25 protein-coding genes are annotated in these 23,736 nt (G+C 71.2%); 10 read left to right on the top strand and 15 right to left on the bottom strand.

Annotated features, from left to right (window positions below; translation table 11 throughout):
* From AC2D8W_RS15850 to AC2D8W_RS15840, 3 genes are all read right to left on the bottom strand, one after another.
* Nucleotides 1-1,392: an amidase family protein gene (locus AC2D8W_RS15850; protein ID WP_484672347.1), complete on the bottom strand. Its 1,392-nt coding sequence runs from the start codon at nt 1,390-1,392 to the stop codon at nt 1-3.
* 70 nt (nt 1,393-1,462) lie between these two features.
* Nucleotides 1,463-2,539, bottom strand: coding sequence for an aspartate-semialdehyde dehydrogenase (locus AC2D8W_RS15845; protein ID WP_484672346.1), 1,077 nt, complete (start codon nt 2,537-2,539; stop codon nt 1,463-1,465).
* A gap of 307 nt (nt 2,540-2,846) precedes the next feature.
* Nucleotides 2,847-3,302: an Hsp20 family protein gene (locus AC2D8W_RS15840; RefSeq protein ID WP_484672345.1), complete on the bottom strand. Its 456-nt coding sequence runs from the start codon at nt 3,300-3,302 to the stop codon at nt 2,847-2,849.
* A gap of 203 nt (nt 3,303-3,505) precedes the next feature.
* On the opposite strand from AC2D8W_RS15840, the gene AC2D8W_RS15835 reads away from it, so the two are divergent.
* The 4 genes from AC2D8W_RS15835 to AC2D8W_RS15820 all read left to right on the top strand — a co-directional run bounded on the left by AC2D8W_RS15835 (nt 3,506) and on the right by AC2D8W_RS15820 (nt 7,263).
* On the top strand, nt 3,506-4,342 hold the full coding sequence (locus AC2D8W_RS15835; RefSeq protein WP_484672344.1) for a class I SAM-dependent methyltransferase: 837 nt from the start codon (nt 3,506-3,508) through the stop codon (nt 4,340-4,342).
* 92 nt (nt 4,343-4,434) lie between these two features.
* Complete coding sequence (locus AC2D8W_RS15830) at nt 4,435-5,289, top strand: class I SAM-dependent methyltransferase (RefSeq protein WP_484672343.1); 855 nt, start codon at nt 4,435-4,437, stop codon at nt 5,287-5,289.
* Between the two features lie 71 nt (nt 5,290-5,360).
* Nucleotides 5,361-5,669 carry an SCP2 sterol-binding domain-containing protein gene (locus AC2D8W_RS15825; RefSeq protein WP_293483626.1) on the top strand — a complete coding sequence of 103 codons (309 nt, stop codon included), beginning with the start codon at nt 5,361-5,363 and terminating at the stop codon, nt 5,667-5,669.
* Between the two features lie 10 nt (nt 5,670-5,679).
* Nucleotides 5,680-7,263, top strand: coding sequence for an alpha/beta fold hydrolase (locus AC2D8W_RS15820; RefSeq protein WP_484672342.1), 1,584 nt, complete (start codon nt 5,680-5,682; stop codon nt 7,261-7,263).
* Here the strand turns inward: AC2D8W_RS15820 and hisN are convergent, their stop codons facing one another.
* Both hisN and AC2D8W_RS15810 read right to left on the bottom strand, forming a co-directional pair.
* Nucleotides 7,264-8,094, bottom strand: a complete 831-nt coding sequence (gene hisN / locus AC2D8W_RS15815) for a histidinol-phosphatase (protein WP_484672341.1) — start codon at nt 8,092-8,094, stop codon at nt 7,264-7,266.
* Nucleotides 8,095-8,125: 31 nt separating this feature from the next.
* Nucleotides 8,126-8,518, bottom strand: a complete 393-nt coding sequence (locus AC2D8W_RS15810; protein WP_484672340.1) for a helix-turn-helix domain-containing protein — start codon at nt 8,516-8,518, stop codon at nt 8,126-8,128.
* Between the two features lie 103 nt (nt 8,519-8,621).
* On the opposite strand from AC2D8W_RS15810, the gene AC2D8W_RS15805 reads away from it, so the two are divergent.
* The gene (locus AC2D8W_RS15805; protein WP_484672339.1) at nt 8,622-9,566 is read left to right on the top strand and encodes a lysophospholipid acyltransferase family protein; all 945 of its coding nucleotides are present in this window, start codon (nt 8,622-8,624) and stop codon (nt 9,564-9,566) included.
* Here AC2D8W_RS15805 and AC2D8W_RS15800 read toward each other — a convergent pair.
* The 3 genes from AC2D8W_RS15800 to gcrA all read right to left on the bottom strand — a co-directional run bounded on the left by AC2D8W_RS15800 (nt 9,538) and on the right by gcrA (nt 11,961).
* Nucleotides 9,538-9,753, bottom strand: a complete 216-nt coding sequence (locus AC2D8W_RS15800; RefSeq protein ID WP_293483630.1) for a DUF2093 domain-containing protein — start codon at nt 9,751-9,753, stop codon at nt 9,538-9,540. The two genes, AC2D8W_RS15805 and AC2D8W_RS15800, sit on opposite strands and share 29 nt — an antisense overlap.
* 28 nt (nt 9,754-9,781) lie before the next feature.
* Nucleotides 9,782-11,230 (bottom strand): exodeoxyribonuclease VII large subunit, encoded by a 1,449-nt coding sequence (gene xseA / locus AC2D8W_RS15795; RefSeq protein WP_484672338.1) that lies wholly within the window; start codon nt 11,228-11,230, stop codon nt 9,782-9,784.
* A 227-nt stretch (nt 11,231-11,457) separates the two neighbouring features.
* The gene (gene gcrA, locus AC2D8W_RS15790; protein ID WP_484672337.1) at nt 11,458-11,961 is read right to left on the bottom strand and encodes a cell cycle sigma 70 cofactor GcrA; all 504 of its coding nucleotides are present in this window, start codon (nt 11,959-11,961) and stop codon (nt 11,458-11,460) included.
* Between the two features lie 230 nt (nt 11,962-12,191).
* Between gcrA and AC2D8W_RS15785 the strand changes: the two genes are divergently transcribed.
* A complete protein-coding gene (locus AC2D8W_RS15785; RefSeq protein ID WP_293483635.1) occupies nt 12,192-13,010 on the top strand; it encodes an ABC transporter permease in 819 nt (272 codons plus the stop codon).
* Here the strand turns inward: AC2D8W_RS15785 and AC2D8W_RS15780 are convergent.
* The gene (locus AC2D8W_RS15780; RefSeq protein ID WP_293483637.1) at nt 13,000-13,383 is read right to left on the bottom strand and encodes a SpoIIAA family protein; all 384 of its coding nucleotides are present in this window, start codon (nt 13,381-13,383) and stop codon (nt 13,000-13,002) included. The genes AC2D8W_RS15785 and AC2D8W_RS15780 overlap by 11 nt on opposite strands.
* Before the next feature lie 224 nt (nt 13,384-13,607).
* Here AC2D8W_RS15780 and AC2D8W_RS15775 point away from each other — a divergent pair, with 224 nt between their 5' ends.
* Nucleotides 13,608-14,795: an acetylornithine transaminase gene (locus tag AC2D8W_RS15775; RefSeq protein WP_484672519.1), complete on the top strand. Its 1,188-nt coding sequence runs from the start codon at nt 13,608-13,610 to the stop codon at nt 14,793-14,795.
* Nucleotides 14,792-15,727 carry an ornithine carbamoyltransferase gene (gene argF, locus AC2D8W_RS15770; protein ID WP_484672336.1) on the top strand — a complete coding sequence of 312 codons (936 nt, stop codon included), beginning with the start codon at nt 14,792-14,794 and terminating at the stop codon, nt 15,725-15,727. Before AC2D8W_RS15775 ends, argF begins: the two co-directional genes overlap by 4 nt.
* Before the next feature lie 42 nt (nt 15,728-15,769).
* On the opposite strand, the gene dapE is transcribed toward argF, so the two are convergent.
* The gene (gene dapE / locus AC2D8W_RS15765; protein ID WP_484672335.1) at nt 15,770-16,915 is read right to left on the bottom strand and encodes a succinyl-diaminopimelate desuccinylase; all 1,146 of its coding nucleotides are present in this window, start codon (nt 16,913-16,915) and stop codon (nt 15,770-15,772) included.
* Between the two features lie 42 nt (nt 16,916-16,957).
* Between dapE and AC2D8W_RS15760 the strand changes: the two genes are divergently transcribed.
* The gene (locus AC2D8W_RS15760) at nt 16,958-17,425 is read left to right on the top strand and encodes a cupin domain-containing protein (RefSeq protein ID WP_484672334.1); all 468 of its coding nucleotides are present in this window, start codon (nt 16,958-16,960) and stop codon (nt 17,423-17,425) included.
* Between the two features lie 47 nt (nt 17,426-17,472).
* Here AC2D8W_RS15760 and dapD read toward each other — a convergent pair whose 3' ends face one another.
* Genes dapD through argB form a run of 3 tightly spaced genes read right to left on the bottom strand, consistent with a single transcriptional unit; the run spans nt 17,473 to nt 19,879 of the window.
* The gene (dapD, locus tag AC2D8W_RS15755) at nt 17,473-18,303 is read right to left on the bottom strand and encodes a 2,3,4,5-tetrahydropyridine-2,6-dicarboxylate N-succinyltransferase (RefSeq protein ID WP_484672333.1); all 831 of its coding nucleotides are present in this window, start codon (nt 18,301-18,303) and stop codon (nt 17,473-17,475) included.
* A complete protein-coding gene (locus tag AC2D8W_RS15750) occupies nt 18,303-18,965 on the bottom strand; it encodes a pyrimidine 5'-nucleotidase (RefSeq protein WP_484672332.1) in 663 nt (220 codons plus the stop codon). Before AC2D8W_RS15750 ends, dapD begins: the two co-directional genes overlap by 1 nt.
* Nucleotides 18,962-19,879 (bottom strand): acetylglutamate kinase, encoded by a 918-nt coding sequence (argB, locus tag AC2D8W_RS15745; protein WP_484672331.1) that lies wholly within the window; start codon nt 19,877-19,879, stop codon nt 18,962-18,964. Before argB ends, AC2D8W_RS15750 begins: the two co-directional genes overlap by 4 nt.
* Before the next feature lie 135 nt (nt 19,880-20,014).
* Here argB and AC2D8W_RS15740 point away from each other — a divergent pair, with 135 nt between their 5' ends.
* On the top strand, nt 20,015-21,280 hold the full coding sequence (locus tag AC2D8W_RS15740) for a Xaa-Pro dipeptidase (protein ID WP_484672330.1): 1,266 nt from the start codon (nt 20,015-20,017) through the stop codon (nt 21,278-21,280).
* 52 nt (nt 21,281-21,332) lie between these two features.
* Here the strand turns inward: AC2D8W_RS15740 and AC2D8W_RS15735 are convergent, their stop codons facing one another.
* Entirely contained in the window at nt 21,333-22,088 is a 756-nt protein-coding gene (locus AC2D8W_RS15735) for a Crp/Fnr family transcriptional regulator (RefSeq protein WP_484672329.1), read from the bottom strand.
* A gap of 77 nt (nt 22,089-22,165) precedes the next feature.
* Nucleotides 22,166-23,308 carry an acyl-CoA dehydrogenase family protein gene (locus tag AC2D8W_RS15730; protein WP_484672328.1) on the bottom strand — a complete coding sequence of 381 codons (1,143 nt, stop codon included), beginning with the start codon at nt 23,306-23,308 and terminating at the stop codon, nt 22,166-22,168.
* Nucleotides 23,309-23,736: the final 428 nt, after the last annotated feature.

The following is a 23,736-nucleotide window of genomic DNA, read 5'->3' as shown; positions in this document are numbered from 1 at the left end:
TCAGGTCAGCGGCGGCGGCGGCCTGAAGCCGCCGAACTCGCGCTCCAGGAGCTCCGCCACGTGGATCGTGGTGCGGTCCTCCAGGTGAGCCCCCATGATCTGGGCCCCGATCGGGAGCCCGGCGCGCGAAAAGCCGATCGGAACCGCGGTCGCGGGCAGGTTCGGCAGCAGGGCCACGGCCGGCCAGGCCAGCTGGTCGAAATAGGGGGTCGACCGGCCGTCGATCGTCAGGGTCCGGGCCGGCATGCTGGACTCGTCCACGTGCGGGAACGCCGTCGTGCCGAAGGTGGGCATGATGACCACGTCGAAGGCCTCGAAGAACGCCGCCCACGCCCGCTGGAAGCCCACCTGCGCATCCAGCATGTTCATGTAGGTGTGGGCGTCGATCGGCGTCGCGCCGGGCTGGCCGCGGCTGATCGCCGTGTTCAGGATCGGCATGTACACCTGATGCTGCGCCGCCAGGTCGGGCATCAGCTCGCTGGACCGGAACACCGCCGCGCCCAGGGCGTCCAGGCGGTCGGCCAGGGTTTCGAGCGCGCCGGCGACCTCGCTGTCGGTGGCGGCGAGCGGGTGCGAACTCAGCACCAGGATGCGGTAGTCGGCCAGCTCGGCGCGCCGGGGCTCGGGCAGGTCGAGCACATAGCCCTTGGCGTCGTGGACTTCCGGCCCCGCGATCACGTCCAGCGCGCGCCGCAGGTCGGCGGGAGCCCGCGCCATCGGGCCGACCACCGCCAGCGGGACCGGCCCGCCGTCCAGCCCGGGCGGGGAGTGGCCCCGGCTCGAGACCAGGCCGTACGTGGGCTTGTGGCCGTAGGTTCCGCAGAAGGCCGAGGGCACGCGGATCGAGCCGCCGATGTCCGAGCCGATCTCGAGCGGCGTCATGCCCGAGGCCAGCGCCGCGGCGCTGCCGCCCGACGAGCCGCCGGGCGAGCGCGAGAGATCCCAGGGGTTGCGGGTGCGGCCGTAGACAGGGTTCGTCGCCTGCCAGTCCGCGAGGAACGGGGGCACGTTCGTGAGGCCCATCACGATGGCGCCCGCCGCCTTGAGCTTCTGGATCACCACGGCGTCCCGGGGCGCGGTCCAGCCGCTGAAGGCGGGGCTGCCCCAGGTCGAGGGCAGTCCCTCGACCTGGTTGGATTCCTTCACCGTCATCGGCAGTCCCAGCAGCGGCCGCCGCTCGCCGCGGGCCAGCGCCGCATCCGCGGCCTTCGCGGCGTCCCGCGCGCGGTCGAAGTCGCGGACCACGACCGCGTTCAGCGCGCGGTCGCGGTCCTCGATCCGGGCGATGGCGGCGTCCATCAGCTCCAGCGCGCCGATCTTGCGCGCGGCGAGCAGGTCCGTCAGCTCGCCGGCGGTCCGGTCCAGGACGTCGCGGCTCAGGGTCTCGGACATGGCAGGTCCCTCCGTCCTGAGGATCGTGCCCATCCGCGCCCGGCGGTGTCCAGCCGCGAGTGAGCGGTCCTCAGGCTACGGGTTCGGCCGCCGGCGCGCTTGACCGCAGTTGCTGCGGGCAGAAAAGCTGCTCGGCGATCTGAACCGCGTTGAGCGCCGCGCCCTTCAGCAGCTGGTCGCCCGAGACCATCAGGCAGATCGAGCGCCCGGTCGGATCGGCCAGGTCGCGCCGGAAGCGGCCGGCGAGCACATCGCCCTGCCCCTGCGACTCCGACGGCATGGGGAAGTGGTTGCCGGCGCGGTCGTCCACGATGCGGACGCCCGGCGCGCCCGACAGCGCCTCGCGCGCCGCCTCGGGGCTGACGGGCTCCGGGAACTCGAGCGTCAGCGCGATGGTGTGCGCCCTCAGCACCGGCACCCGGACGCTGGTGATCCCCACCGGCAGGTTCGGCCGCCCCAGCAGGCGCTGGGTCTCGGCGACCACCTTCAGCTCCTCGCCGTTGTAGCCGCTCTCCTCGTCCACCGCGCTGTCGTGGCTGAACAGGTTGAAGGCGTAGGGGTGCTTCAGCACCTGCGGCGTGAACGCCTCGCCGGCGAGATAGGCGGCGGTCCCCGCGCGCAGTTCCTCCATGGCCGCCGCGCCGGCGCCCGAGGCCGCCTGGTAGGTCGCCATGCGGATCCGCGTCAGCCCGAACGCCTGCTGCAGCGGGTGGATCGGCACCACGGCGATGATCGCCACGCAGTTCGGATTGGCGATGACCCCCCGGTGCCCGCCGATCGTCTCGGGGTTCACCTCGGGCACCACGAGCGGCGTCGCGGGGTCCATGCGGAAGGCCGAGGAGTTGTCGACGACCACCGCCCCGGCCGCGACGGCCCGCGGCGCCCATTCGCGCGACTGCGACGCGCCGGCCGAGAACAGCGCCAGGTCCACGTCGTCGAAGCTCGCGGCGTCCACCGCGTCCACCGTCAGGGCCTCGCCCCGGAAGGACAGGGTGCGGCCCGCCGAGCGCGGGGAGGCCAGGAGCTTCAGGCGCGACAGGGGAAAGTCGCGGGCCTCGAGGCAGCGGATCAGTTCGACGCCCACGGCGCCGGTCGCGCCGAGGATCGCCACGTTGGGGTGGGCTCTGCGGAAGCTGTGGAAGGTCATGGTCTTGCGTCTCCAGTTGGGCGGAGGCGCGGGGTGCTCTGTCCGGTGATCGGGGCCCCGCGCTTCGGCGGGGCTCTCTCCGGGTGTGTGCTCGCTCAGATCACGCGCGCACCCGTCGACGCCCCGCAGGAGCGGGTCGTTTTCCGGGTGATAATCATGGTCGCGAAGGCGCGCATCGGCGGGGCCTCTACGGGAAACGCGGCCGCCTGTAAAGCCGTCCGCCAAACGCCGATCGCCGGAGGCGGCGCAAGAAAAAGGACCGCCCGCCGGAGCGGACGGTCCCTTCGCTTCGGTGGACGAAGACCGCTTAGGCGGCCTTCTCGCCTTCGATCAGGGCGCCCTGGGCGCCGGTGGTGATCTGGACGGTCCGGGGCTTCAGCGCCTCGGGAAGCTCGCGCTTCAGCGAGATCGAGAGCAGGCCGTCGGCGAGGTTGGCGTCGGTGACGATCACATAGTCGGCCAGCTGGAAGCGGCGCTCGAAGTTGCGCTCGGCCAGGCCGCGATGGAGGTACTTGCGGGCCTCGTCATTGGCCGCCTTGCGGCCGGTCACGGTGAGGAGGTTCTCCTTCACCTCGACGTTGAGCTCTTCCGGACGGAAGCCCGCGACCGCGATGTCGATGCGGTAGGCGTTCTCGTCGGTGCGCTCGATGTTGTAGGGCGGATAGCCGGCGGCGCTGTCGGCGGCCGCGGTCTCCAGGAGGTTCGCCAGCCGGTCGAAGCCGACGACGGAGCGATAGAGGGGCGAAAAGTCGATCGTACGCATAGGGGTCACATCCTTCTTTCAAAGCAAGGTTGCGTATGTGCGTTGAACCTGTGGCGACCCGATTGGCGTCGCCGGCAGCCCAAGGAGGCCCGGACATCCAGCGCCTCCGCCCATCAGTTAGTGGCGGGAAAACTGCGTTCAAGGGGCTTGCCGCGGCGCCGCTACGCCCTAGGTTTCCGGCAAGTCCCAGGAGGAATCCCCCGATGCACCGTCTTGCCCCCCTCGGCGCCGTCGTTCTGGCGCTGTCCGTCACCGCGCCGGCCGTCGCCGCCGACGCCAAGCTGCAGGCCGCCGTGGCCGGCACCCAGCGCAGCGATGCGCACAAGGCCCGAGACGCGGCCCGGCGTCCCGTCGAAACCCTGACCTTCTGGGGGATCAAGCCGAAGCAGACGGTGATCGAGCTGTCGCCCGGCAGCGGCTACTGGACCGAGATCCTGTCGCCCTACGCCAAGGCGACCGGCGGGACCTACTACGCGACCGCCGCCGACCTGAACAATCCGAACCTCTCCGAGGCCGCCAAGGCCGGCCGGACCGCCTTCGAGAAGCGCTACGCCGACACGGCGAAGTACGGCGAGGTCAAGCTGGTGAACTTCGGGCCCATGTCGGGTCCGCTGGGCGCGCCGGGCTCCGCCGACGTGGTGATCACCGCGCGGAACCTGCACAACTGGGCCCCGAACGCCGCCTTCCTCGACAAAGTCCTGAAGGACGTGCACGCGGTCCTGAAGCCCGGCGGCGTCTTCGCCGTCGAGGAGCACCGCGCGGATCCGAAGCCGTCGGCCCCCAACTGGTCGACCGGCTACATGACCGAGGCCGAGGTCATCGCGGCGTTGGAGAAGGCGGGCTTCAAGCTGCAGGCGAAGTCCGAGGTCAACGCCAACCCGAAGGATACGAAGGACCACCCGTTCGGCGTCTGGACGCTGCCGCCGTCGCGCTGGACCACCGCGGGCGGACGCGGTTCGGATCCCAACTTCGACCGCACCAAGTACGACGCGATCGGCGAGTCCGACCGCATGACCCTGCGGTTCGTGAAGGCGCGCTGAGCGGCCTGCGGCTTTGACCTCGGCGGCGGGCTTCGCTAGCCCTCTCGCCGGGGGACTGAAAGAGGGGGGCCGCGAAAGGACGCCGCGCGCCCATGATGCCTGTCTCCCGCCGCGCCTGGATGGCCGGCTTGCTCGCCGTCGGCGCCTGCCAGCGCGAACCGCCCAGGCGTTCGCGGGCGGCCGGGACCATTGCCGCGGCGGTCGCGGGGCCCTGGCGCTCGCCGGCGGACCGCGCCCGCGACAGGTTCCGCCATCCCGTCGAGAGCCTGCAGTTCTGGGGTCTTTCGCCCGGCGCCACGGTGGTGGAGTTCTGGCCGGGCGCAGGCTGGTACACCGACATCCTCGCGCCGTTCCTGGCGGCGACGGGCGGGCGGCTCTACGCGGCGCACCTGCAGGCGACCGACGCCGGGGATCCGGCGGCGCGCGACGTGGTCGAGGCCTACAGGGCGCGGTTCGCCGCCGACCCCAGGCTCTACGGCAAGGTCGAGCTCACCGCCTTCGGACCCACCAGCGGGCCCGTGGCGCCGGCGGGGACGGCCGACCTCGCGCTGTTCCTGCGCAACCTGCACAACTGGATGGCCGCCGGCATCGCCGAGAAGGCGTTCCGGGACGCCTTCCTGGCCCTGAAGCCAGGCGGCGTCCTGGGCGTGGAGGAGCACCGCGCGCGGCCGGGCGGCGTCCCCGACCTGCTCGCCGAGGACGGCTACGTGGACCAGACCTATGTCGTGAAGCTGGCGCAAGAAGCGGGCTTCCGGCTGGCCGCGACCAGCGAGATCAACGCCAATCCGAACGATACGAAGGACCACCCCTTCGGGGTCTGGACCCTGCCGCCGGTCCGCCGCTCGTCCCCCCGCGGCGAGGCGTTCGATCCCGCGTTCGACCACACGCGCTACGACAGGATCGGCGAGTCCGACCGGATGACCCTCAGGTTCGAGAAACCGTGCTAGCCGATCACGGTGTGTTTACACGCGCGGCGCGTGCGGCGAAGCTCACCTGATTCACGAGAGCCAATGGGGCGATGGCCACTCTTGAGGAGCTGACCGACCGCATCCGCCGCGCCGCCGCGGCCGGCGGGGGCCTGTCGCGCTCTGTGACCCTCGACCTCAAGGGCGAAGGCTTCATCCATCTCGCCGGCGATGCGGTCACCAACGAGAACGCGCCCGCCGACCTCACGGTGCGCGTCAGCCGGGCTGATCTGGTGCGGCTGGGCAAGGGCGAACTCAACCCGATGAGCGCCGTGATGACCGGCCGCATGAAGCTGTCCGACATGGGCCTCGCCATGACGCTGACGCCCGAGATCCAGGCGCTGTTCGAGAGGGTGGTCTAGCCCGCCCGCGATGTCCGAGCCCGCCCCCCTCCTCGACATCCCCGAAGACCCCACGCCCCCGGGCGCGGAGCCCGACTGGTTCGTCGGCGCCGGCGGCGCGCGGTTGCGGGCAGCGCTCTTCACGCCGCCCGGCCGGGCGCGGGGCTCCGTGGTGCTGTCCGGCGGGCGCACCGAGCCGATCGAGAAGTACTACGAGACGATCCGCGACTTCATGGACCGCGGCTTCGTGGTCCTGGCGCACGACTGGCGCGGACAGGGCCTTTCGGCGCGCGAACTGCCCGACAGGCTGAAGGGGCACGCCAAGGGGTACCGAAGCTTCCTGGACGACTTCCGGCGGCTGCTCGACACCTACCAGGACCGGCTCCCGAAGCCGTGGATCGCCGTCGGGCACTCCATGGGCGGCTGCCTGACGCTGCTGGCCCTGGCCCAAGGCGAGCGGCGGTTCGCCGGCGCCTGCCTCTGCGCGCCGATGCTCGGGATCAACTTCGGCAAGGTCTCGCCCGCCGCCGCGGCGGCCCTGACCTGGCTCAACATGCGGATCGGGCGCTCCGGCCGCTACACCCTGGGCCAGGCCGGCAAGCCCTTCGACGACACGTTCGAAGGCAACGCCCTGACCCACGACGAGCGGCGGTTCGCGCGGCACCGGGCGCAGATCCGAGCCAACCCGGACCTCGCGCTGGGCTCGCCGACCTATGGCTGGCTCGACTTCGCGCTCCGCGCCACCGCCTACCTCGCCCGGCCCGAGCGCCTGAGGGGCGTGACCATTCCCGTCGAGATCGTGTCGGCGGCCGAGGACAAGCTGGTCGACAACACGGCGCACGCCGCCGCCGCCCGCAATCTGCCCCAGGGGCGCCTGGTCACCGTGCCGGGCGCCTACCATGAGATCCTGATGGAGACCGACGACATGCGTAACATCTTCCTCCGGGTGTTTGACGCGCTCACGGGCAAGGCCGCGCCGAAGCCGGCCGAAGCGCCGAAGGCCGCCGCCCCCGCGGCCCCCGCCGCGCCTGCGGCTCCGCCCGCGGCCAAGGCGCCCGAGCCCGAGTCGAAGCCGCCGGCCGAGCAGCCGGCGCCGGCCGCGGTCGCGGCTGTGGCGCCCGCGGCCACCAAGCCTCAGGCGGTCAAGACCCGGCCTGCGCGCAAGCCGGCCGCGAAGGCGGCGTCGGCCAAGTCCGCCCCCAAGCCGGCGGCCAAGCCCGCGGCGGCGAAGGCGCCGCCCGCCAAGGCCGCTGCGCCCGCCGCGGCGTCCAAGCCCAAGGCGGCGGCGAAGGCCGCGCCGGCCAAGGCGCCCGCCGCCGCGAAAGCCAAGCCCGCAGCCAAGCCTGCCGCAGCCAAGGCGTCGACCGCCAAGCCCGCAGCCGCCAAGCCTGCAGCCGCCAAAGCTCCCGCCGCATCGAAGGCTGCGGCCGCCAAGCCCGCGGCGGCCAAGGCGCCGGCCGCCCCCAAGGCTGCGAAAGCCGCCCCGAAGGCGGCCGCCAAGGCGCCTGCGAAGCCGAAGGCCGCGGCCAAGCCGGCTGCGTCCAAGCCTGCAGCGGCCGCGAAGGGCGCCGCGAAGGCGCCCGTGGCCCGCAAGACGCCCGCCAAGAAGGCCTGATCAGGCCGCCGACCGCCGCAGCGCGACCAGGGCCTCGTCCAGGCAGGCCCGGTCCCCGGCGATGGCGATCTGGCCCCCGTGCGGGCCCACGGGGGCGCCGCGCCAGTCGGTGGTGATCCCGCCGGCGCCCGCGATCAGCGGAATCGCCGCGTCGATGTCCCAGGCCTTCAGGCCGGCCTCGACCACCAGGTCCATCGTGCCGGCGGCCACCATGGCGTAGGCGTAGGCGTCGCAGCCCAGGCGCGCCAACCGCGCCGCGGCGCGGACCTGCGTCCAGGCGCCCAGTTCGGCGCCCGTGAAACAGGCCTCGGGATCGGTGGTGGCGATGATCGCGTCGGTCAACCTAGGACAGGGCCGGACCTTCAACGGGCGCTCGCCCTGGGACGTCACCACCCGCGAGCCGCTGGCGTGTCCGATGTAGACCTCGCCCAGGTAGGCCTGGCCGATCGAGCCCAGGACCGGCTTGCCCTGGAAGCGAAGGCCGATGAGCGTGGTCCAGAGCGGGAGCCCGGCGATGAAGGCGCGCGTCCCGTCGACCGGGTCCAGCACCCAGACGAACTCGGCGTCGGGCCGGTCCTCGCCGTACTCCTCGCCGATGACGCCATGGTCGGGATAGCGCGCGGCGATGAGCTGGCGGATCGCCCGCTCCGCGCCCTTGTCGGCCTCGGTCACGGGGTCGAACCCCACGTCGAACTTGTTCACGAGTCCGTGCGCGCCGCGGAACAACGGCAGGATGGCGTCCGCGGCCGCACGATTGAGGTCCAGCAGGAAGGCGTCGAGCTCGCTCAGGCGGGGCTCGGGCAGGCGGGCGTCCGGGAGGGGGGCGGTCATGCGACCGCCATAACCCGCCTGGGCGTCGGGCTTAAGCCTCGACTTCGCCGTTCATGGCCTTGGCGAGGTCCAGCAGGCGGCGGCGGGGCCGTTCGCCGAGCTGGTAGTACGCATGGATCAGGTCCTGCGTTTCCTTGCTGGCCATCGTTTCGTTGCTGGACGCCGTCTCGCGCTCGAGGTGCTCGCGCTGATCGCGGGTGAGGCCCTCGTAGAAGTAGCTGACCGGAACCTCCAGCACCTCGGCGAGTTGCCAGAGGCGGGCGGCGGACATGCGGTTGGCGGCGCACTCGTACTTCTGGATCTGCTGGAAGCGAACCCCGCACGCGTGCGCCAGCTCCTGCTGGGTCAGGCCCAGCAGACGGCGGCGGCGACGCAGGCGCCGACCCAGGTGGATGTCGATCTCGTCCATGGAATCCCCGGCCATGATTTCCCTTCGTCCCGCTTCGGGACTCCGTGGTTGAGACATCGCAAGTGGCACGCCAGCAGCCTCCATTGCCGAACGCGGGCGGCCCAGCCTAGGAAGGTAAATGGCCGCACGTAACCATTCATACGTGGCAGAACTGTTTTGGATGCTTGAAGCGGCGCTATTTGATGCCGTTCGCGCAGCCGCCCGCCTTTTCCCCATAGATTCTGTTTCAGATTCCGGCGCCTGGCTGGCCCGGAAGATCGGCCCCCTGACGCGCGCCCACCGCGTGGCCGAGACGAACATCCGGCTCGCCTTTCCTCGCCTGAACGACGCCGAGGTTAACGATCTCCTCCGGGCGCAGTGGACGGAACTCGGTCGGTCGCTAGCAGAGTTCGTGATCCTCGACCGTGTTGTAGCCGACCCATCGCGGCTGGAGATCGAGGGCGAGCCGGCGCTGCGCGCGGTCGCCGCCGGCCAGGGGCCGGTCGTGTTCATCTCGGGCCACTTCTCCAACTTCGAGCTGATGGCCGCCGCCATGGTCCGCTGCGGCGTCCAGGTGCAGGTGACCTACCGGGCCATGAACAACCCGCACATGGACCGGCGGGTGCGCCGCGCGCGGTTCAGCTACGGCGTGCGGATGTTCGCGCCCAAGGGGCTCGAGGGCGCGCGCGAGCTGATGCGGGCCATCGAGCGCGGCGAGTCCGTCGCGCTGCTGAACGACCAGAAGTTCAACGGCGGCGTCGCGGCGCCCTTCTTCGGCGTGCCCGCCATGACGGCGCCGGGACCCTCCACGTTCGCGCTCAGGTTCGGCATTCCCCTGCAGCCGCTCAGCGTGCAGCGGACGGGCCCGGGCGCCCGCTTCCGCGTGATCGTCCACGAACCGATCAGGCTGGAGAACACCGGCGACCGCGAGGCCGACATCGAGGCCGGCGTCCGCCGCATCAACGCCTTCATCGAAGATCGCGTGCGCGCCCGCCCCGCCGAATGGTTCTGGGTCCACCGCCGGTGGCCCAACGAGGTCTACCGCGGCGCGCCGGCTAGCTCCGCGTCGCCTGCCAGCGCTTGAGGGACTCCGCGGGACCCGCATAGGCCTCCTGGAGCTCGGCGCTCCAGTAGCGCAGCTGCTCCAGCGGGATCTGCTGTCCCGTCACCGCGCAAAGGACATAGCGGCCGGGCTTCAGCACGGCGTAGTCGCCGTCGCCGTAGTGCAGCTTGGCGAGGTCGGCGCCGAGGTTGCGGTCGTGGGCGTTCATGGGCGCCTATGTAGCGCTTCACGCCGGCTCAGAACAGGTCGCCCTGTCCCGGCAAGGGCGCCGCGCCCTTCCGGGCGGGCCGGCGGGCCGGCGCGGGGCTCGCCGCCGGGTCGCCATCGATCACGGCCTGCCGCCGGGTCTTGTCGCCGAAGGTGATGGTGACGCCTTCGCCGCTCGCCAGCAGGCCGCCGTTGACCACCAGCGAGCCGTCGGCTCGGTTCACGCGCGCGAAGCCCCGATAGAGCGGTCGGTCGGGATCCACCGCCACGTACAGCTTTGAGACGCCCGACAGCCGCTCTGTGGCGCGATCGAAGCGGCGCGTGACCGCGGGCGCCAGCCGCCCTGCGAGGCTGTCCAGCCGGTGCCGCCAGACCTCCTGCGGGCGCTTGAGCAGGCCGGGGGACAGGCGCGCGGCCACGCCGACCAGGTCCCGCTCGTGCGCCGAGAGGTTCTTCTGCAGGCTTGCGGTCAGCCGGCCCGAGACGATGTCGAAGCGCTGCTCGGCCAGCCGCACCAGGTCCGGAACCCGCGCCAGCGCCCGCCGGGCGTGTTCGACCCGCCCGCGCCGGTCCTCCACGGCCCGGGCGCCGCAGCGGTGCATGCGCCCGGCCAGGTCCGAGACCAGCGCCTTCAGCTCGGCCAGGACCGGGGTCGCCATCTCGGCCGCGGCCGTGGGCGTCGGCGCGCGCCGGTCCGAGACGAAGTCGATCAGGGTGGTGTCGGTCTCGTGCCCGACCGCGCTGATCAGCGGAATGGTCCCCGCGGCGACGGTCCGGGCCAGGGTCTCGTCGTTGAACGGCCAGAGGTCCTCCACCGAGCCGCCGCCGCGCGCGACGATCAGCACGTCCGGCCGCGGCACGCGCCCGCCGGGCTCCAGGGCGTTGAACCCCTGGATGGCCCTGCAGACCTGCGCCGCGGCGGCGTCGCCCTGCACCACCACCGGCCAAACGATCACCCGGCAGGGCCATCGGTCGCGGATGCGGTGCAGGATGTCGCGGATCACCGCGCCGGTCGGGCTCGTCACCACGCCGACGACGGCGGGCATCTCGGGGATCGGGCGCTTCCGGGCCGGGTCGAACAGGCCCTCCGCCGCCAGCCGCTGCTTCAGCCGCTCCAGCTGCGCCAGCAGCGCCCCGATGCCCGCCACCTCCATCGTCTCGATGACGATCTGGTAGCGCGAGCCCTGCGGGTAGGTCGTGATCTTGCCCGTGACGATCACTTCCAGTCCCTGTTCGGGCCGGATCGAGAGGTTGCGGACGCTGGTCTTCCAGACCACCCCGTCGATGGCCGCCCGCTCGTCCTTCAGCGTCAGGTAGACGTGGCCGTTCGAGTGATGGGTGACCTTGGACAGCTCGCCCCGCAGCCGCACGAAGCCGTAGGCGTCCTCCAGCGTCCGCTTCAGCGCGAACGCCAGCTCCGACACGGAGTAGGGCCGCGCGTTGCCGTCGGCGTCGGTGAGGGGGGCGGCGTCGGTCATGAGTCCCGCAAGGCTAAGGGGGCGCGCGCGGGGCCACAATCACGATCTCCCCCCGCGCCCGCGCTCCCGTCATACCCCGACAAGCCCGGGGATGACGGAGGGGAGCGGACCGAAGACCCCGCCTCCAGACGGAAAGAGACGCGCCCGGGACCTGAGGCTCTAGCGAGCTTCGGTTCCGGTCGCGTCTCCCATCCCCAACGGATAGCGGTTCCGCGCGGGCGCGGAATTCAGATGTAGCGGCGCAGGCTCCGGGCGAGCTCGGCGGCGCTGGACTTCTTCTTCGCCTGGGCCGGCTGGTAGGCCACCTGGGCGTGCTCGTGGCAGTAGGGGCCGTTCTCCTCGGAGCGTCGGCCGCAGAAGGTGAAGTTGTCGAGCGCGGGGTCGCCGATCGGCCACTTGCACATGTGGGCGCCGAGCGTGAGCACGGTCGCCGTGCCCGGCGCTTCGTCGACATAGCGGACCGGAGCCGGGGCCGCGGCGTGGGCGACCGGCTCGGCGATCCGGCGCGGCGCGGCGGGCGGGTGGGTCAGCGCGCGCGCGGGGCGAGGCGCCTTGAAGGTGGTGCGCTGCGGCTTCGAGGGCGTGGCGCGGCCCGACAGGCCCAGCCGGTGGACCTTGCCGATCACCGCGTTGCGGGTGACGCCGCCCAGCTGCTTGGCGATCTGACTGGCCGAGAGGCCGTCCTGCCAGAGCTTCTTCAGAAGTTCGACGCGTTCGTCGGTCCAGCCCATGGTCTCGCCTCCCAACCAGAGGTCCCGGAAGCGCCCCCGCGCCTCGGGATTCAATATGTTGTGGCAGTGGACGTCTTCGTCCCTCACCAACCACTATCAGTAGTAAACAACTCGCTAACGGCCACAATAGGCGCCCCAACTTCCATCCACAGGAACTAGATGTGGGGGTGCGCCGTCCACAATCGGCGCCCAGGCTTGCGTGCGCCGCGCGACCGGCGCACATGGGGACGATGCGAGACCTGCCGATCGCCGAAGTCGTCCTGCCGCCGCAGCCGCGGGCCTACCACGGGGTGAACTGGGAGGGGCTGAAGACCCTCTACCTGCGCGAGGTGCGCCGCTTCCTGAAGGTGGGCATGCAGACCCTCGCCGCGCCGGTGGTGACGGCGCTGCTCTACATGCTGGTGTTCGTGGTGGCGGTAGGCGGCTTCCGCGAGGTCCACGGCGTGCCCTACGGGACCTTCGTCGCGCCCGGCCTGGTGATGATGCAGATCCTCTCCAACGCCTTCGCCAACTCGTCGTCGTCGCTGCTGCAGGCCAAGTTCAACGGCCTGATGGGCGACTTCGTCACGCCGCCGCTGTCGGCCGGGGAGCAGGTCATCGGGTTCGGCGCCGGGGCCGCCACGCGGGGCATCCTGGTGGGCGCGGTGAGCCTGCTGGCGGTCCTGCCGTTCGCGCGCCTCCCGCTCGCCCAGGCCTGGGCGGTGCTCTATTTCGGCGTCGGTGCGGCGCTGATCATGGGCTTCATCGGCATCATGGCCGGCCTCTGGAGCGAGAAGTTCGACCACATGGCCGCGGTGACCAACTTCGTGATCATGCCGATGACGTTCCTGTCCGGCACCTTCTACCTCGTCGAGCGGCTGCCCGAGCCGTTCCAGACGGCCAGCCACTTCAACCCGTTCTTCTACCTGATCGACGGCTTCCGCTTCGGCTTCACCGGCCAGGCCGAGAGCAACCTGTGGATCGGCGCGACGATGACGGCCGTCCTCGTGCTGGGCCTCGCGTGGGCCTGCCTGTGGATGTTCAGGGTCGGCTACAAGATCAAGACCTAGCGGCCGGCAGGTCGGCGACCCACGCCAGGGCCTCGGCCTGCTCCCCCGGCAAGAAGGCGCGCGCCTCGACCTGCGGCACGAGGGGATCGATGAAACGGACCCAGGCGCGCAGCCAGGGCTCGTCCGTCACCACGGCCGCGCGCGGAAACCGGGTCCACTGGCCCAGGTGGCCGAGGTGGTAGCGCAGGTCCTTCATCACGGCCTCGGCGGTCATGGACTCAAAGTCGGTCATGTCGGCGTAGACGCCGACGCGGCCGTGCGCGGCGAGCTTGGCGTCCAGCGTCCCGACGATGCGTCCGTAGTCGGCGGCGTCGAGGGTTCCCGAGATCCGGTAGGCCAGGACATGGTCGGGGGCATCGAGCAGCTGCAACATGGCGGGCTCCTTCTGATCCAAGCCTGCCACCCGGCCCGCCCCGCGACCTTGCGCCTCGTCAAGGGACGCCCCTTGCGGAGGAAACATTGACTTGACCGGTCCTTGAGAGGAAAACGCCAAGCCTTCCGGTCCCCGTCGCGCACCGCGGCGGGGATGTTCCTTTTCAGGAGGGTACTCTCGTGGCCGAGACGACCGCCACCGCTCCCGTTCCCAGCGACCACATCATGGGCGTCTACGCGCGCGCCCCGCTGGCGTTCGAGCGAGGCGAGGGGTCGCGTCTCTACACCGCCGACGGAGAGGCCTACCTCGACTGCATGGCCGGGATCGCGGTCACCGCCCTGGGCCACGGCCATCCCAAGCTCGTCCAGGCGGTGAAGGACCAGGCCGAGCAGCTCTGGCACACCTCCAACATCTTCCGCATCCCGAACCAGGAGAAGCTGGCGAAGCTCCTCACCGACAACACCTTCGCCGACGTCTGCTTCTTCACGAACTCGGGCGCCGAGGCGATCGAGTGCGCCATCAAGACGGCGCGCAAGTACCACTGGTCCAAGGGCCACGCCGAGCGGATCGACATCATCGGCTTCGACGGCTCGTTCCACGGCCGGACGATCGCGGCCATCTTCGCGGCCAACAACCCGAGCTACGTGGAAGGCTTCGGCCCCCCGCTGCCGGGCTTCGTGGGCGCCAAGTTCGGCGACATCGAAGCCCTCCGGGAGCTGGTCGGCCCGACCACGGCCGCCATCCTGCTCGAGCCCGTGCAGGGCGAGGGCGGGGCGCGCTCGTGGACTGAGCAGCAGCTCAAGGAGATCCGCCAGCTCTGCGACGAGACCGGCACGCTCCTGATCTACGACGAGATCCAGTGCGGCCTCGGCCGGACGGGCCGGCTCTTTGCCTACGAGTGGGCGGACGGCCAGGCCGATCCCGACATCATGGCGGTGGCCAAGGCGCTGGGCGGCGGTTTCCCGGTCGGCGCCTGTCTGGCCACGGCCGAGGCGGCCAGCGGCATGACGCCCGGCAGCCATGGCTCCACCTATGGCGGCAACCCGCTGGCCATGGCGGTCGGCGTCGCCTCGGTCGAGGAGCTGGCGAAGCCCGAACTCCTGGCCCACGTGCGCGAGGTGGCCGGCTACCTGACGCAGCAGATCGCGGGCCTGAAGGACCGCTATCCGGACGTCGTGGTCGACATCCGCGGCAAGGGGCTGCTGATCGGCGTGAAGCTGGCGACCCCCAACCGCGAGTTCATGCAGCACGCCCGCGACCAGCACCTGCTGATCGCCGGCGGCGGCGACAACTGCGTGCGCCTGCTCCCGCCCCTGACCCTCAGCCTCGACGAGGCGCGGGAGGCGATCGAGCGGCTGGAAGGCGCCTGCCAGGCGGCCCGGGCCAAGGCTGCGACGGCGGTCCCGGCATGAGCCGGCCGGTCCGCCACTTCCTCGACCTCTGGAAGCTGGACGCCGCCGACCTCCGCGCGATGCTGGAGGACGCCAAGGCCCGCAAGTCGGCCCGCGCCGGCTGGCCGCAGGGACGCCCCGACGCCGACGCGCCCGCGCGCGAGCGGACGCTGGCGATGATCTTCGAGAAGAATTCCACCCGGACGCGCTTCTCGTTCGACGCCGCCATGCGCCAGCTCGGCGGCGATGTGATCATCTCCAACGCGGTCGACATGCAGCTCGGCCGCGGCGAGCCGATCGAGGACACCGCGCGCGTGCTCAGCCGCATGGTCGACGCGGTGATGATCCGCGCCAACGTTCACGAGGAGGTGGAGCGCTTCGCCCACTGGGCGGCCGTGCCGGTCATCAACGGCCTGTCCGACAAGGGTCACCCCTGCCAGATCATGGCCGATCTCTTGACCTTCGAGGAGCACCGCGGGCCGGTGGCGGGCCGGACGTTCGCCTGGGTCGGCGACGGCAACAACATGTGCTCCAGCTTCATCCAGGCGGCCGCCAAGCTGGGCTTCCGGCTGAACATCGCGACGCCGGCGATCTTCCATCCCGACATGATGGACCTGGCGCGCGCGGCCGAGCTGCAGGGCCAGGTCACGACCACCGACGACCCGCGCGAGGCGGTCCGCGGCGCCGACTGCGTGATCACCGACACCTGGGTTTCGATGGGCGACACCGACCACGACGAGCGGATCGAGGCGCTGGAGCCCTACCAGGTCGACGGCCGGCTGATGGCCGAGGCGCACAAGGACGCGGTCTTCCTCCACTGCCTGCCGGCGCACCGCGGCGAGGAGGTGACGGACGACGTCATCGACGGCCCGCAGAGCCTGGTCTGGGACGAAGCGGAAAACCGCATCCACGCCCAGAAGTCGATCCTGGCCTGGTGCTTCGGCGCGATCTGAGAATCCTCCTCTCCCCTCGGGCTTCGCCGCGGGGGAGAGGAGTCACGCCGCGAAGTATCGCGCGATGATGCGGGCGTAGACCTGCTGCAGCCGGCGGATCTCGTCCACCGGCGCGCGCTCGTCCACCTGGTGCATGGTCTTGCCCACCAGCCCCACCTCGATCACCGGGCAGAGCGCGCGGATGAAGCGGGCGTCCGAGGTGCCGCCGCTGGTCGAGAGCTCCGGGGGCTGTCCCGTCACGTCGGCCACCGCCGCGGCCACCAGGTCGGTGAAGTCGCCGCGCTCGGTCAGGAACGCCTCGCCGCTGATGGCCGAGGTGACGGTGATCCTGCCCTTGAAGTCGGCCGAGGCGCGCCAGGCCTCCAGGTCGAACCAGTCGGCCAGCTGCTTGCCGGTGTGATTGGGGTTGAACCGCACGTTCAGCCGCGCCCGCGCCACGCCCGGGATCACGTTCGTCGCCGTGTTGGGCATGTCGATCATGGTGACTTCCAGGTTCGACGGCTGGAACTCGGGATAGCCCTCGTCCAGCACCCGCGACTGCAGCGCGCCCAGCATCCGGATCAGCGCCCGGGCCGGGTTGGCGGCCCGGTGCGGATAGGCCACATGGCCCTGCACGCCCTCGACCGTGATCTCGGCGTTGATCGAGCCGCGCCGGCCCACCTTGACCATGTCGCCGAACGTCTCCGCCGAGGTGGGCTCGCCCACCACGCAGTGGTCGATGACCTCGCCCTCGGCCATGAGCGCGTCCACCACCTTGGTGGTGCCGTCCGTGGCCACGCCCTCCTCGTCGCCGGTGATGAGGAACGAGATCGATCCCGTGACCTGGCCGGCCGCGATGGCGTCGGCCGCCGCCGCGGCGAAGGCGGCGATGGCGCTCTTCATGTCCACCGACCCGCGCCCGATCAGCACCCCGTCCACCACCTCGGCGGCGAAGGCGTCCTTCGACCAGGCGCCCGCCTCGCCCACGGGCACCACGTCGGTGTGCCCGGCGAAGCAGAGGTTCGGCCGCGCCGTCCCGTAGCGGGCGTAGAGGTTCTCGATGTCGCCGAACCTCATCCGGCGGCACGCGAAGCCGAGGCCCTTCAGCGTCGCCTCGACGATGTCCATCGCTCCGGCGTCGGTGGGCGTCACCGACGGGCGGCGGATGAGGTCGCGGGTGAGTTCGACGGCGTCTATGGCGGGCGGCATTCCGGCGCTCTACCTAGAAAATTCAACCTGCGCGAGGGACTGATGCCCAAGATCGAACTGGAGGCCGTCCCCGAGACGACCGGCTGCAGCTACCCCGACCCGTTCCGCGCCGTATGCCTGGGCGCGCACTGGCGCAAGCTCGGCGACGCCGTCGGCCTGACGGACTTCGGCGTGAACCTCGTGCGGCTCCCGCCCGGCAAGTGGTCCAGCCAGCGCCACTGGCACACCGAGGAGGACGAGTGCGTGTGGGTGCTCGAGGGCGAGGTGACCCTGGTCGAGGACGACGGGGAGACCGTCCTGCGCCCTGGCGACTGTGCGGCCTGGAAGGCCGGCGAGCGCGCCCATGCGCACTGCCTGCAGAACCGCAGCGGCGCCGAGGCGGTCTATCTGGAGATGGGCTCGCGGCGGCCGGCGACCGACGCCTGCGACTACCCCGACATCGACATGATCGCCCGGCCCGCCGAGCCGTTCTATCGCCACCGCGACGGAACGCCCTATCCGGCGGCCTGAGCCCCGCCCCGCGGGGCGCGAGACGGTGGGGCGTCGCCGCGCCGGCTCTAGTCGCGCAGCAGTTCGTTGATCGAGGTCTTCGAGCGGGTCCGCTCGTCCACCGTCTTCATGATGACCGCGCAGTAGGTGGACGGCAGGGTCGGGTCCACCGGGTTGGGCCGGCTGCCCGACACCACCACCGAGTAGGGCGGCACCTCGCCGGTGAAGGTCTGGCCGGTCTTGCGGTCGATGATCGGAGTCGTGGAGGTGATGAACACGCCCATCGAGAGCACCGAGCCCTCGCGCACGATCACGCCCTCGGCCACCTCGGCGCGGGCGCCGATGAAGCAGTTGTCCTCGACGATCGTCGGGTTGGCCTGCAGCGGCTCCAGCACCCCGCCGATGCCGGCGCCGCCCGAGATGTGGCAGTTCTTCCCGATTTGGGCGCACGACCCGACGGTCGCCCAGGTGTCGACCATGGTGCCCTCGTCCACATAGGCGCCGACGTTCACGAACGACGGCATCAGCACCACGTTCCTGGCCACATAGGCGCTGCGCCGCACCACGCACCCCGGCACGGCGCGGAAGCCGGCGGCCTCGAACTGCGCCGCGCCCCAGCCTTCGAACTTCAGCGGGACCTTGTCCCAGAAGGGGCCGGGCTCCATCACGGTCGACGCGTTCAGGCGGAAGGAGAGCAGGATCGCCTCCTTGGCCCACTGGTTCACGGTCCAGGTCCCGTCCGCGCCGCGCTCGGCCACGCGCAGGCGGCCTGCGTCCAGCAGCGACAGGGTCTCGTTGACCGCGTCGCGGACCTGCCCCCGGGTGGAGGTGTTGACGGTGTCCCGCTCGGCCCAGGCGGCCTGGATCACGGACTTCAGTTCGCCGAAGGCGTTGGTCATCAGGCGGCTTCCTTGAGCTTTGCGGTCGCGAGGAACGGCGCGAGGCGGTGCGTGCGGTGCTGGACGAAGGCGGCGGTCGATTCCTGCGCGTGTGGGCCCACCAGCACGGTGGTCATGCCCAGCTCGGCCGCCGGGGCCAGGTTGCGCGCGGAATCCTCGAAGAAGGCGGTGGCGGCGGGCTCGATCGCATGCGCCGCGCCGATCGCGGCGAAGGCGGCGGCGCTGGGCTTCGGCTCGTAGCCGGTGGAGGCGATGTGGAAGACGTCGTCGAACAGGTGGCCCAGGCCCAGCCGCTCCAGCACCCGTTCGGCGTGGCGGTCGTCGGCGTTGGTGAAGATCAGCCGCCGTCCCGGCAGCCGCTCCAGCGCGGCCAGCAGCTCCGGATCGTGCGCCAGCGCCTCGAGCGACAGGTCGTGGAAGATGGCGTGGAACTCGTTCGGGTCCACGCCATGGTGCAGCATCAGGCCCTTCAGCGTCAGCCCGTGCTCGGCCAGGTACGCCTTCTGCACCTTGAAGGCCTCCGCGCGCGGCAGGCCGGTGACCCGCTCCACGAAGTCGGTCATGCGGTCGACGACGGCGTCGAGGAAGCCGCACTCCGCCGGGTAGAGCGTGCCGTCCAGGTCGAACAGCCAGGTGTCGATGTGCGTGAGGTCGGCGCTCACGCCTTCACCAGGGTGCCCGAGCCGTGCTCGGTGAAGAGCTCGACCAGCATGGCGTGCGGCCGGCGACCGTCCAGGATGACCACGGCCTCCACGCCGCTTTCCACCGCGGCGATGGCGGTCTCCAGCTTCGGGATCATCCCGCCGGTGGCCACGCCGTCGGCGATCGCCTGGCGCGCCTTGGCGATGGTCAGGTCGGTGATCCGCTGCTTGTTCGCGTCCAGCACGCCCGCCACGTCGGTCAGCAGCAGCATGCGCTTGGCGCCCAGCGCCCCGGCCAGCGCGCCGGCCACGGTGTCGGCGTTGATGTTGTAGGTCTGGCCGTTGTCGTCCACGCCGATGGGGGCGATCACCGGGATGTAGTCGTGGTCGGCCTTGATCAGGGCCTCGATAAGGGTGGTGTCGATGTGCTTCGGCTCGCCGACGAACCCCAGGTCGACGATCTTCTCCTCGACGCTGTCCGGCGCCCGCTTGGTGCGCTTCACCTTCTCCACGGTGATCAGCTTGGCGTCCTTGCCCGACAGGCCCACGCCGCGCACGTCGGCCTCGGCGCCGGCCTGGGTGATCCAGCTGGCGATCTCCTTGTTGATCGCGCCCGAGAGCACCATCTCGGCCACTTCCATCGTGGCCTGGTCGGTCACGCGCAGGCCGTCGATGAAGGTCGACTTCACCCCCGCCTTCTCCAGCCAGGCCGAAATCTGCGGCCCGCCGCCGTGCACCACCACCGGATGGACGCCCAGCATCTTCAGCAGCACCACGTCGGCGGCGAACAGCTTGGCGACGCTCTCCTCGCCCATGGCGTGGCCGCCGTACTTGATGACCACGGTCTCGCGGTCGTAGATTTGGATGAAGGGCAACGCCTCCGCCAGCGTCTTCGCCGTGGCCCAGCCCTGCTGCCCTTGGGTGTCTTCGCTCAACTCACCGTCCTCACGCCCGCGGCGTCCCGATAGCGGACGGTCGCCCGGCTGTCACGGCCCCTGAGCGGGCGCAGGGGCGGGACTTCCCCGCATCCCCGGGCGTGCTAAGCCAGGGCTGAAACAGAGGGACCTGCGATGCGCAAGCTGCTGGGAGCGATGCTGGCCGGACTCCTGGCGGCCGGCGCCGCCCAGGCCGATACCGTGGCCGTCACGGCGGACCGGCTGCTGGACGTGCGGACGGGGAAGTATGTGGAGCGTCCCCTGATCGTCGTCACCGACGGCCGCGTGGTCTCCGTCGGTCGGGCGGGGGACGCGCCGCCCCCCGGCGCGCGGCAGGTCGACCTGCCTGGCGTCACCCTGCTGCCGGGCCTCATCGACATGCACGTGCACCTGACGAGCACCGGCCGATACGGCGGCTACTCCGCCTACCAGTTCACCGACACCTTCTGGACCGCGCTGGCCGTCGCCAACGCCCGCGCGACGCTGGAGGCCGGCTTCACCACCGTGCGCAACGTCGGCTCGGCCTTCTACGCCGACGTCGGCGTGCGCGAGGCGATAGACGAGGGCTGGGTTCCCGGTCCGCGGATCATGGCGGCGGGCTACGCGCTCAGCGCCACGGGCGGCCACTGCGACGAAACCTTCTTCCCGCCCTCGATGCAGCAGAAGAGCCCCGGCGTGATGGACGGCCCTGAGGAGGCCCGGCGGCTGGTGCGCGCCCAGCGCAAGTACGGCGCGCGCATGATCAAGATCTGCGCCACGGGCGGCGTGTTCTCCCGCGGCACGGCGCCCGGGTCGCAGGAGCTGTCGGTGGAGGAGATGAAGGCGGTGGTCGAGGAGGCGCACATGGCCGGCATGACGGTCGCCGCCCACGCCCACGGCGCGCCGGGCATCAGGGCCGCCATCCAGGCCGGCGTGGACACCATCGAGCATGTGAGCCTGATCGACGACGAGGGCGTCCGGCTGGCCGTGGAGAAGAAGACCTGGCTGGGCTTCGACATCTACAACACCGACTACACCCAGGCCGAGGGCCGGAAGAACGGCGTCCTGGAGGAGAACCTCAAGAAGGACCGCGACATCGGCGACATCCAGCGGGAGAACTTCCGCAAGGCGCTCCGGGCCGGCGCGCGGATGATCTACTCCACCGACGCCGGCATCTTCCCGCACGGCTGGAACGCGAAGCAGTTCGCCGTGATGGTCCGCTACGGCGCGACGCCCCTGCAGGCGATCCAGTCGGCCACCGTCAACGCCGCCGCTGCGCTGGCCTGGGACAAGGACGTGGGGCAGGTGGCCCCCGGCTTCTGGGGCGACATGGTCGGCGTCAGGGGCGACCCGCTCGCCGACGTCACCCTGCTGGAGCGGCCGGTGTTCGTGATGAAGGGCGGCGAGGTGGTCCGGCGCTAGCGCCCTCGGCGCCGCGAGGTCTCCCGGCGGGGGAGGGGCTCACGCGGGCACGCTAGACGTCCACCTCGGGCAAGAGGGCCGCGAAGTGGTCCTCCACCGCGCGGTAGCACTCGCACGACGCGCGCTCGAGCCCGGGCCTGTCCACGATCTCCACGCGGCCGCGGTGCGTGCGGATCAGGCCCCGCGCCTGCAGGCCGGCGGTCACGGCGGTCACCGTCGTGCGCTGCAGGCCCAGCATCTCGGCCAGGCTCTCCTGCGTCAGCTGGATCATCCTGTCGCCGGCGCGGTCGTGGGTGGCGAGCAGCCAGCGGCTGGCCCGCTCCTCGGCGCTGTGGAGGGCGTTGCAGGCCACCGACTGCATCATCTGGGCGAGCAGCGCGTCGGCGTAGCGCGAGAACAGGTCGCCGAAACGGGGCGAACCGATCTTGGCGGCCTCGAGGTGACTGGTGGGGATCGCCAGCGCCTCGCCGCCGATCTGCACCACGGCGCGCCCGAACGCGGGCTTGTGGCCTTCGGACACGATGCCGCCCACGGCGCCTTCGCGCCCGATCGTCGCCGCCTCGACCTCGCGCCCGTCGCGCGTGACGACCAGCAGCGAGGCCATAGTGCGGTGGCAGGGGAAGTGCGTCGTGGCGACGTCGTCGCCCGGCTCGAACAGCACCTGGCCGCGTTCGAGCCGAACCGGCTCCAGGTGCGGCTCCAGGACCGCGAAATCCCGGCCCGAGAGGGCGCCGAGCAGCCGGTTTCCACGGCGGTCGACACGGGGCCGGGCATCGGCGATGGACGGCACGAACCCGGATGCACTCATGCTGGCCCCCGACACACTGGCCGGGAGTCAACGCGGCAAGGCGGCGCTTGTTGCATCCGGCGCCGGCCGGATGGGCCCTAGATGGTGCGGGCGACCACTTCCTTCATGATCTCGGACGTGCCGCCGTAGATCCGCTGCACGCGGGCGTCGCGCCACAGCCGCGCGATCGGGTACTCGTTCATGTAGCCCGCGCCGCCGTGCAGCTGCAGGGCCGCGTCGCAGACCTCCCACTGCAGCTCGGTGTGGAACAGCTTCGCGGCGGAGGCCTCGGCGGCGGTCAGCTTGCCCTCCAGGTGGCGCGCTATCGCCCAGTCCAGGTGCGCCCAGCCCGCCTGCATCTTCGCCTTCAGCCCCGCCAGCGTGAACCGCGTGTTCTGGAAGTCGAACACCGTCTGGCCGAACGCCTTGCGCTCCTTGGTGAACTTCACGCCTTCGTCGAAGGCGCGCTGCGCCGCCGCCTGCGCCTGCGCCGCGATCCCCAGCCGCTCCTGCGGCAGCTGGGTCATCAGCTGCGCGAAGCCGCGGCCCTCCTCGCCCAGGATGTTGGTTACCGGCACGCGCACGTCCTCGAAGAACAGCTCCGAGGTGTCGGCCGAGTTCTGGCCGATCTTGTCCAGGTTCCGGCCGCGCTTGAAGCCCTCGCGGGTGGCCTCCACCAGGACCAGCGAGATGCCCTTGCCGCCCTGGGTGGGATCGGTCTTGGCGACCACGATCACCAGGTCGGCGCTCTGGCCGTTGGTGATGTAGGTCTTGCTGCCGTTGACCACGTAGTGGTCGCCGTCGCGGAGGGCGGTCGTGCGCACGGCCTGCAGGTCCGAGCCCGTGCCCGGCTCGGTCATGGCGATCGCGGTGACGGCCTCGCCCGAGACCATCTTCGGCAGCCACTCGCGCTTCTGCGCTTCCGACCCGTAGTTGACGATGTAGTCCGCCACGATGTCGCTCTGCAGCGTGATGCCCGAGGTCGAGCCGGCGTAGAACAGCTCCTCGCTGATCACGGCGTTGTACCGGAAGTCGAGCCCCAGCCCGCCGTACTCCGCGGGCACGCCGGGACACAGCAGGCCCGCCTCGCCGCACGCCAGCCAGAAGTCCCGGCCGATGATGCCCTCCTCCTCCCAGCGGTCCAGGTTGGGGATCAGCGCCTTCTCGTAGAACTTCCGCACCTGGTCGCGAAACAGGTTCAGCTCCTCGTCGAAGACGGGGCGGGCGGACATGTCGATCATCGGCGGCATCCTCGGAACGTTCGGCCGCCAGTTAGCCGCCTGACGCAACGGGCGCCTAGCTCGCGGCGCCCGGGCCGTCGGAGCTGAAGACCGCCCCTCGTCCTCCCCCGCAGGGGGAGGGGGACCGCCAAAGGCGGTGGAGGGGGCGATCCGCGGCGCCAGCGACCCCTCCACCCCGCTGACGCAGGGTCCCCCTTGTTTGTCGGAAGAGGTCTACTGTGGGGTGTCTTCCGGGACGCCCGCCTGATGTTCGCAGCACCAGGCGGGCTGTCGGTGGAGGGGCCGCGTCCCCCTGAGCTTTGTGAGCTGCAGGGGAGCTGGGCCGCCGCCGACATTCCATGACCCGGATGGTTGCAGGGACTTTGAGGTCCGGAGCCACAAGGAGGGGTCGAGTGGAACAGCGTCAGTCTAGCACGAAGGTGGCAGGG

The sequence above is a fragment of the Phenylobacterium sp. T106 genome, from assembly GCF_057219735.1.
This window is presented reverse-complemented; position numbering and strand designations above follow the sequence as displayed.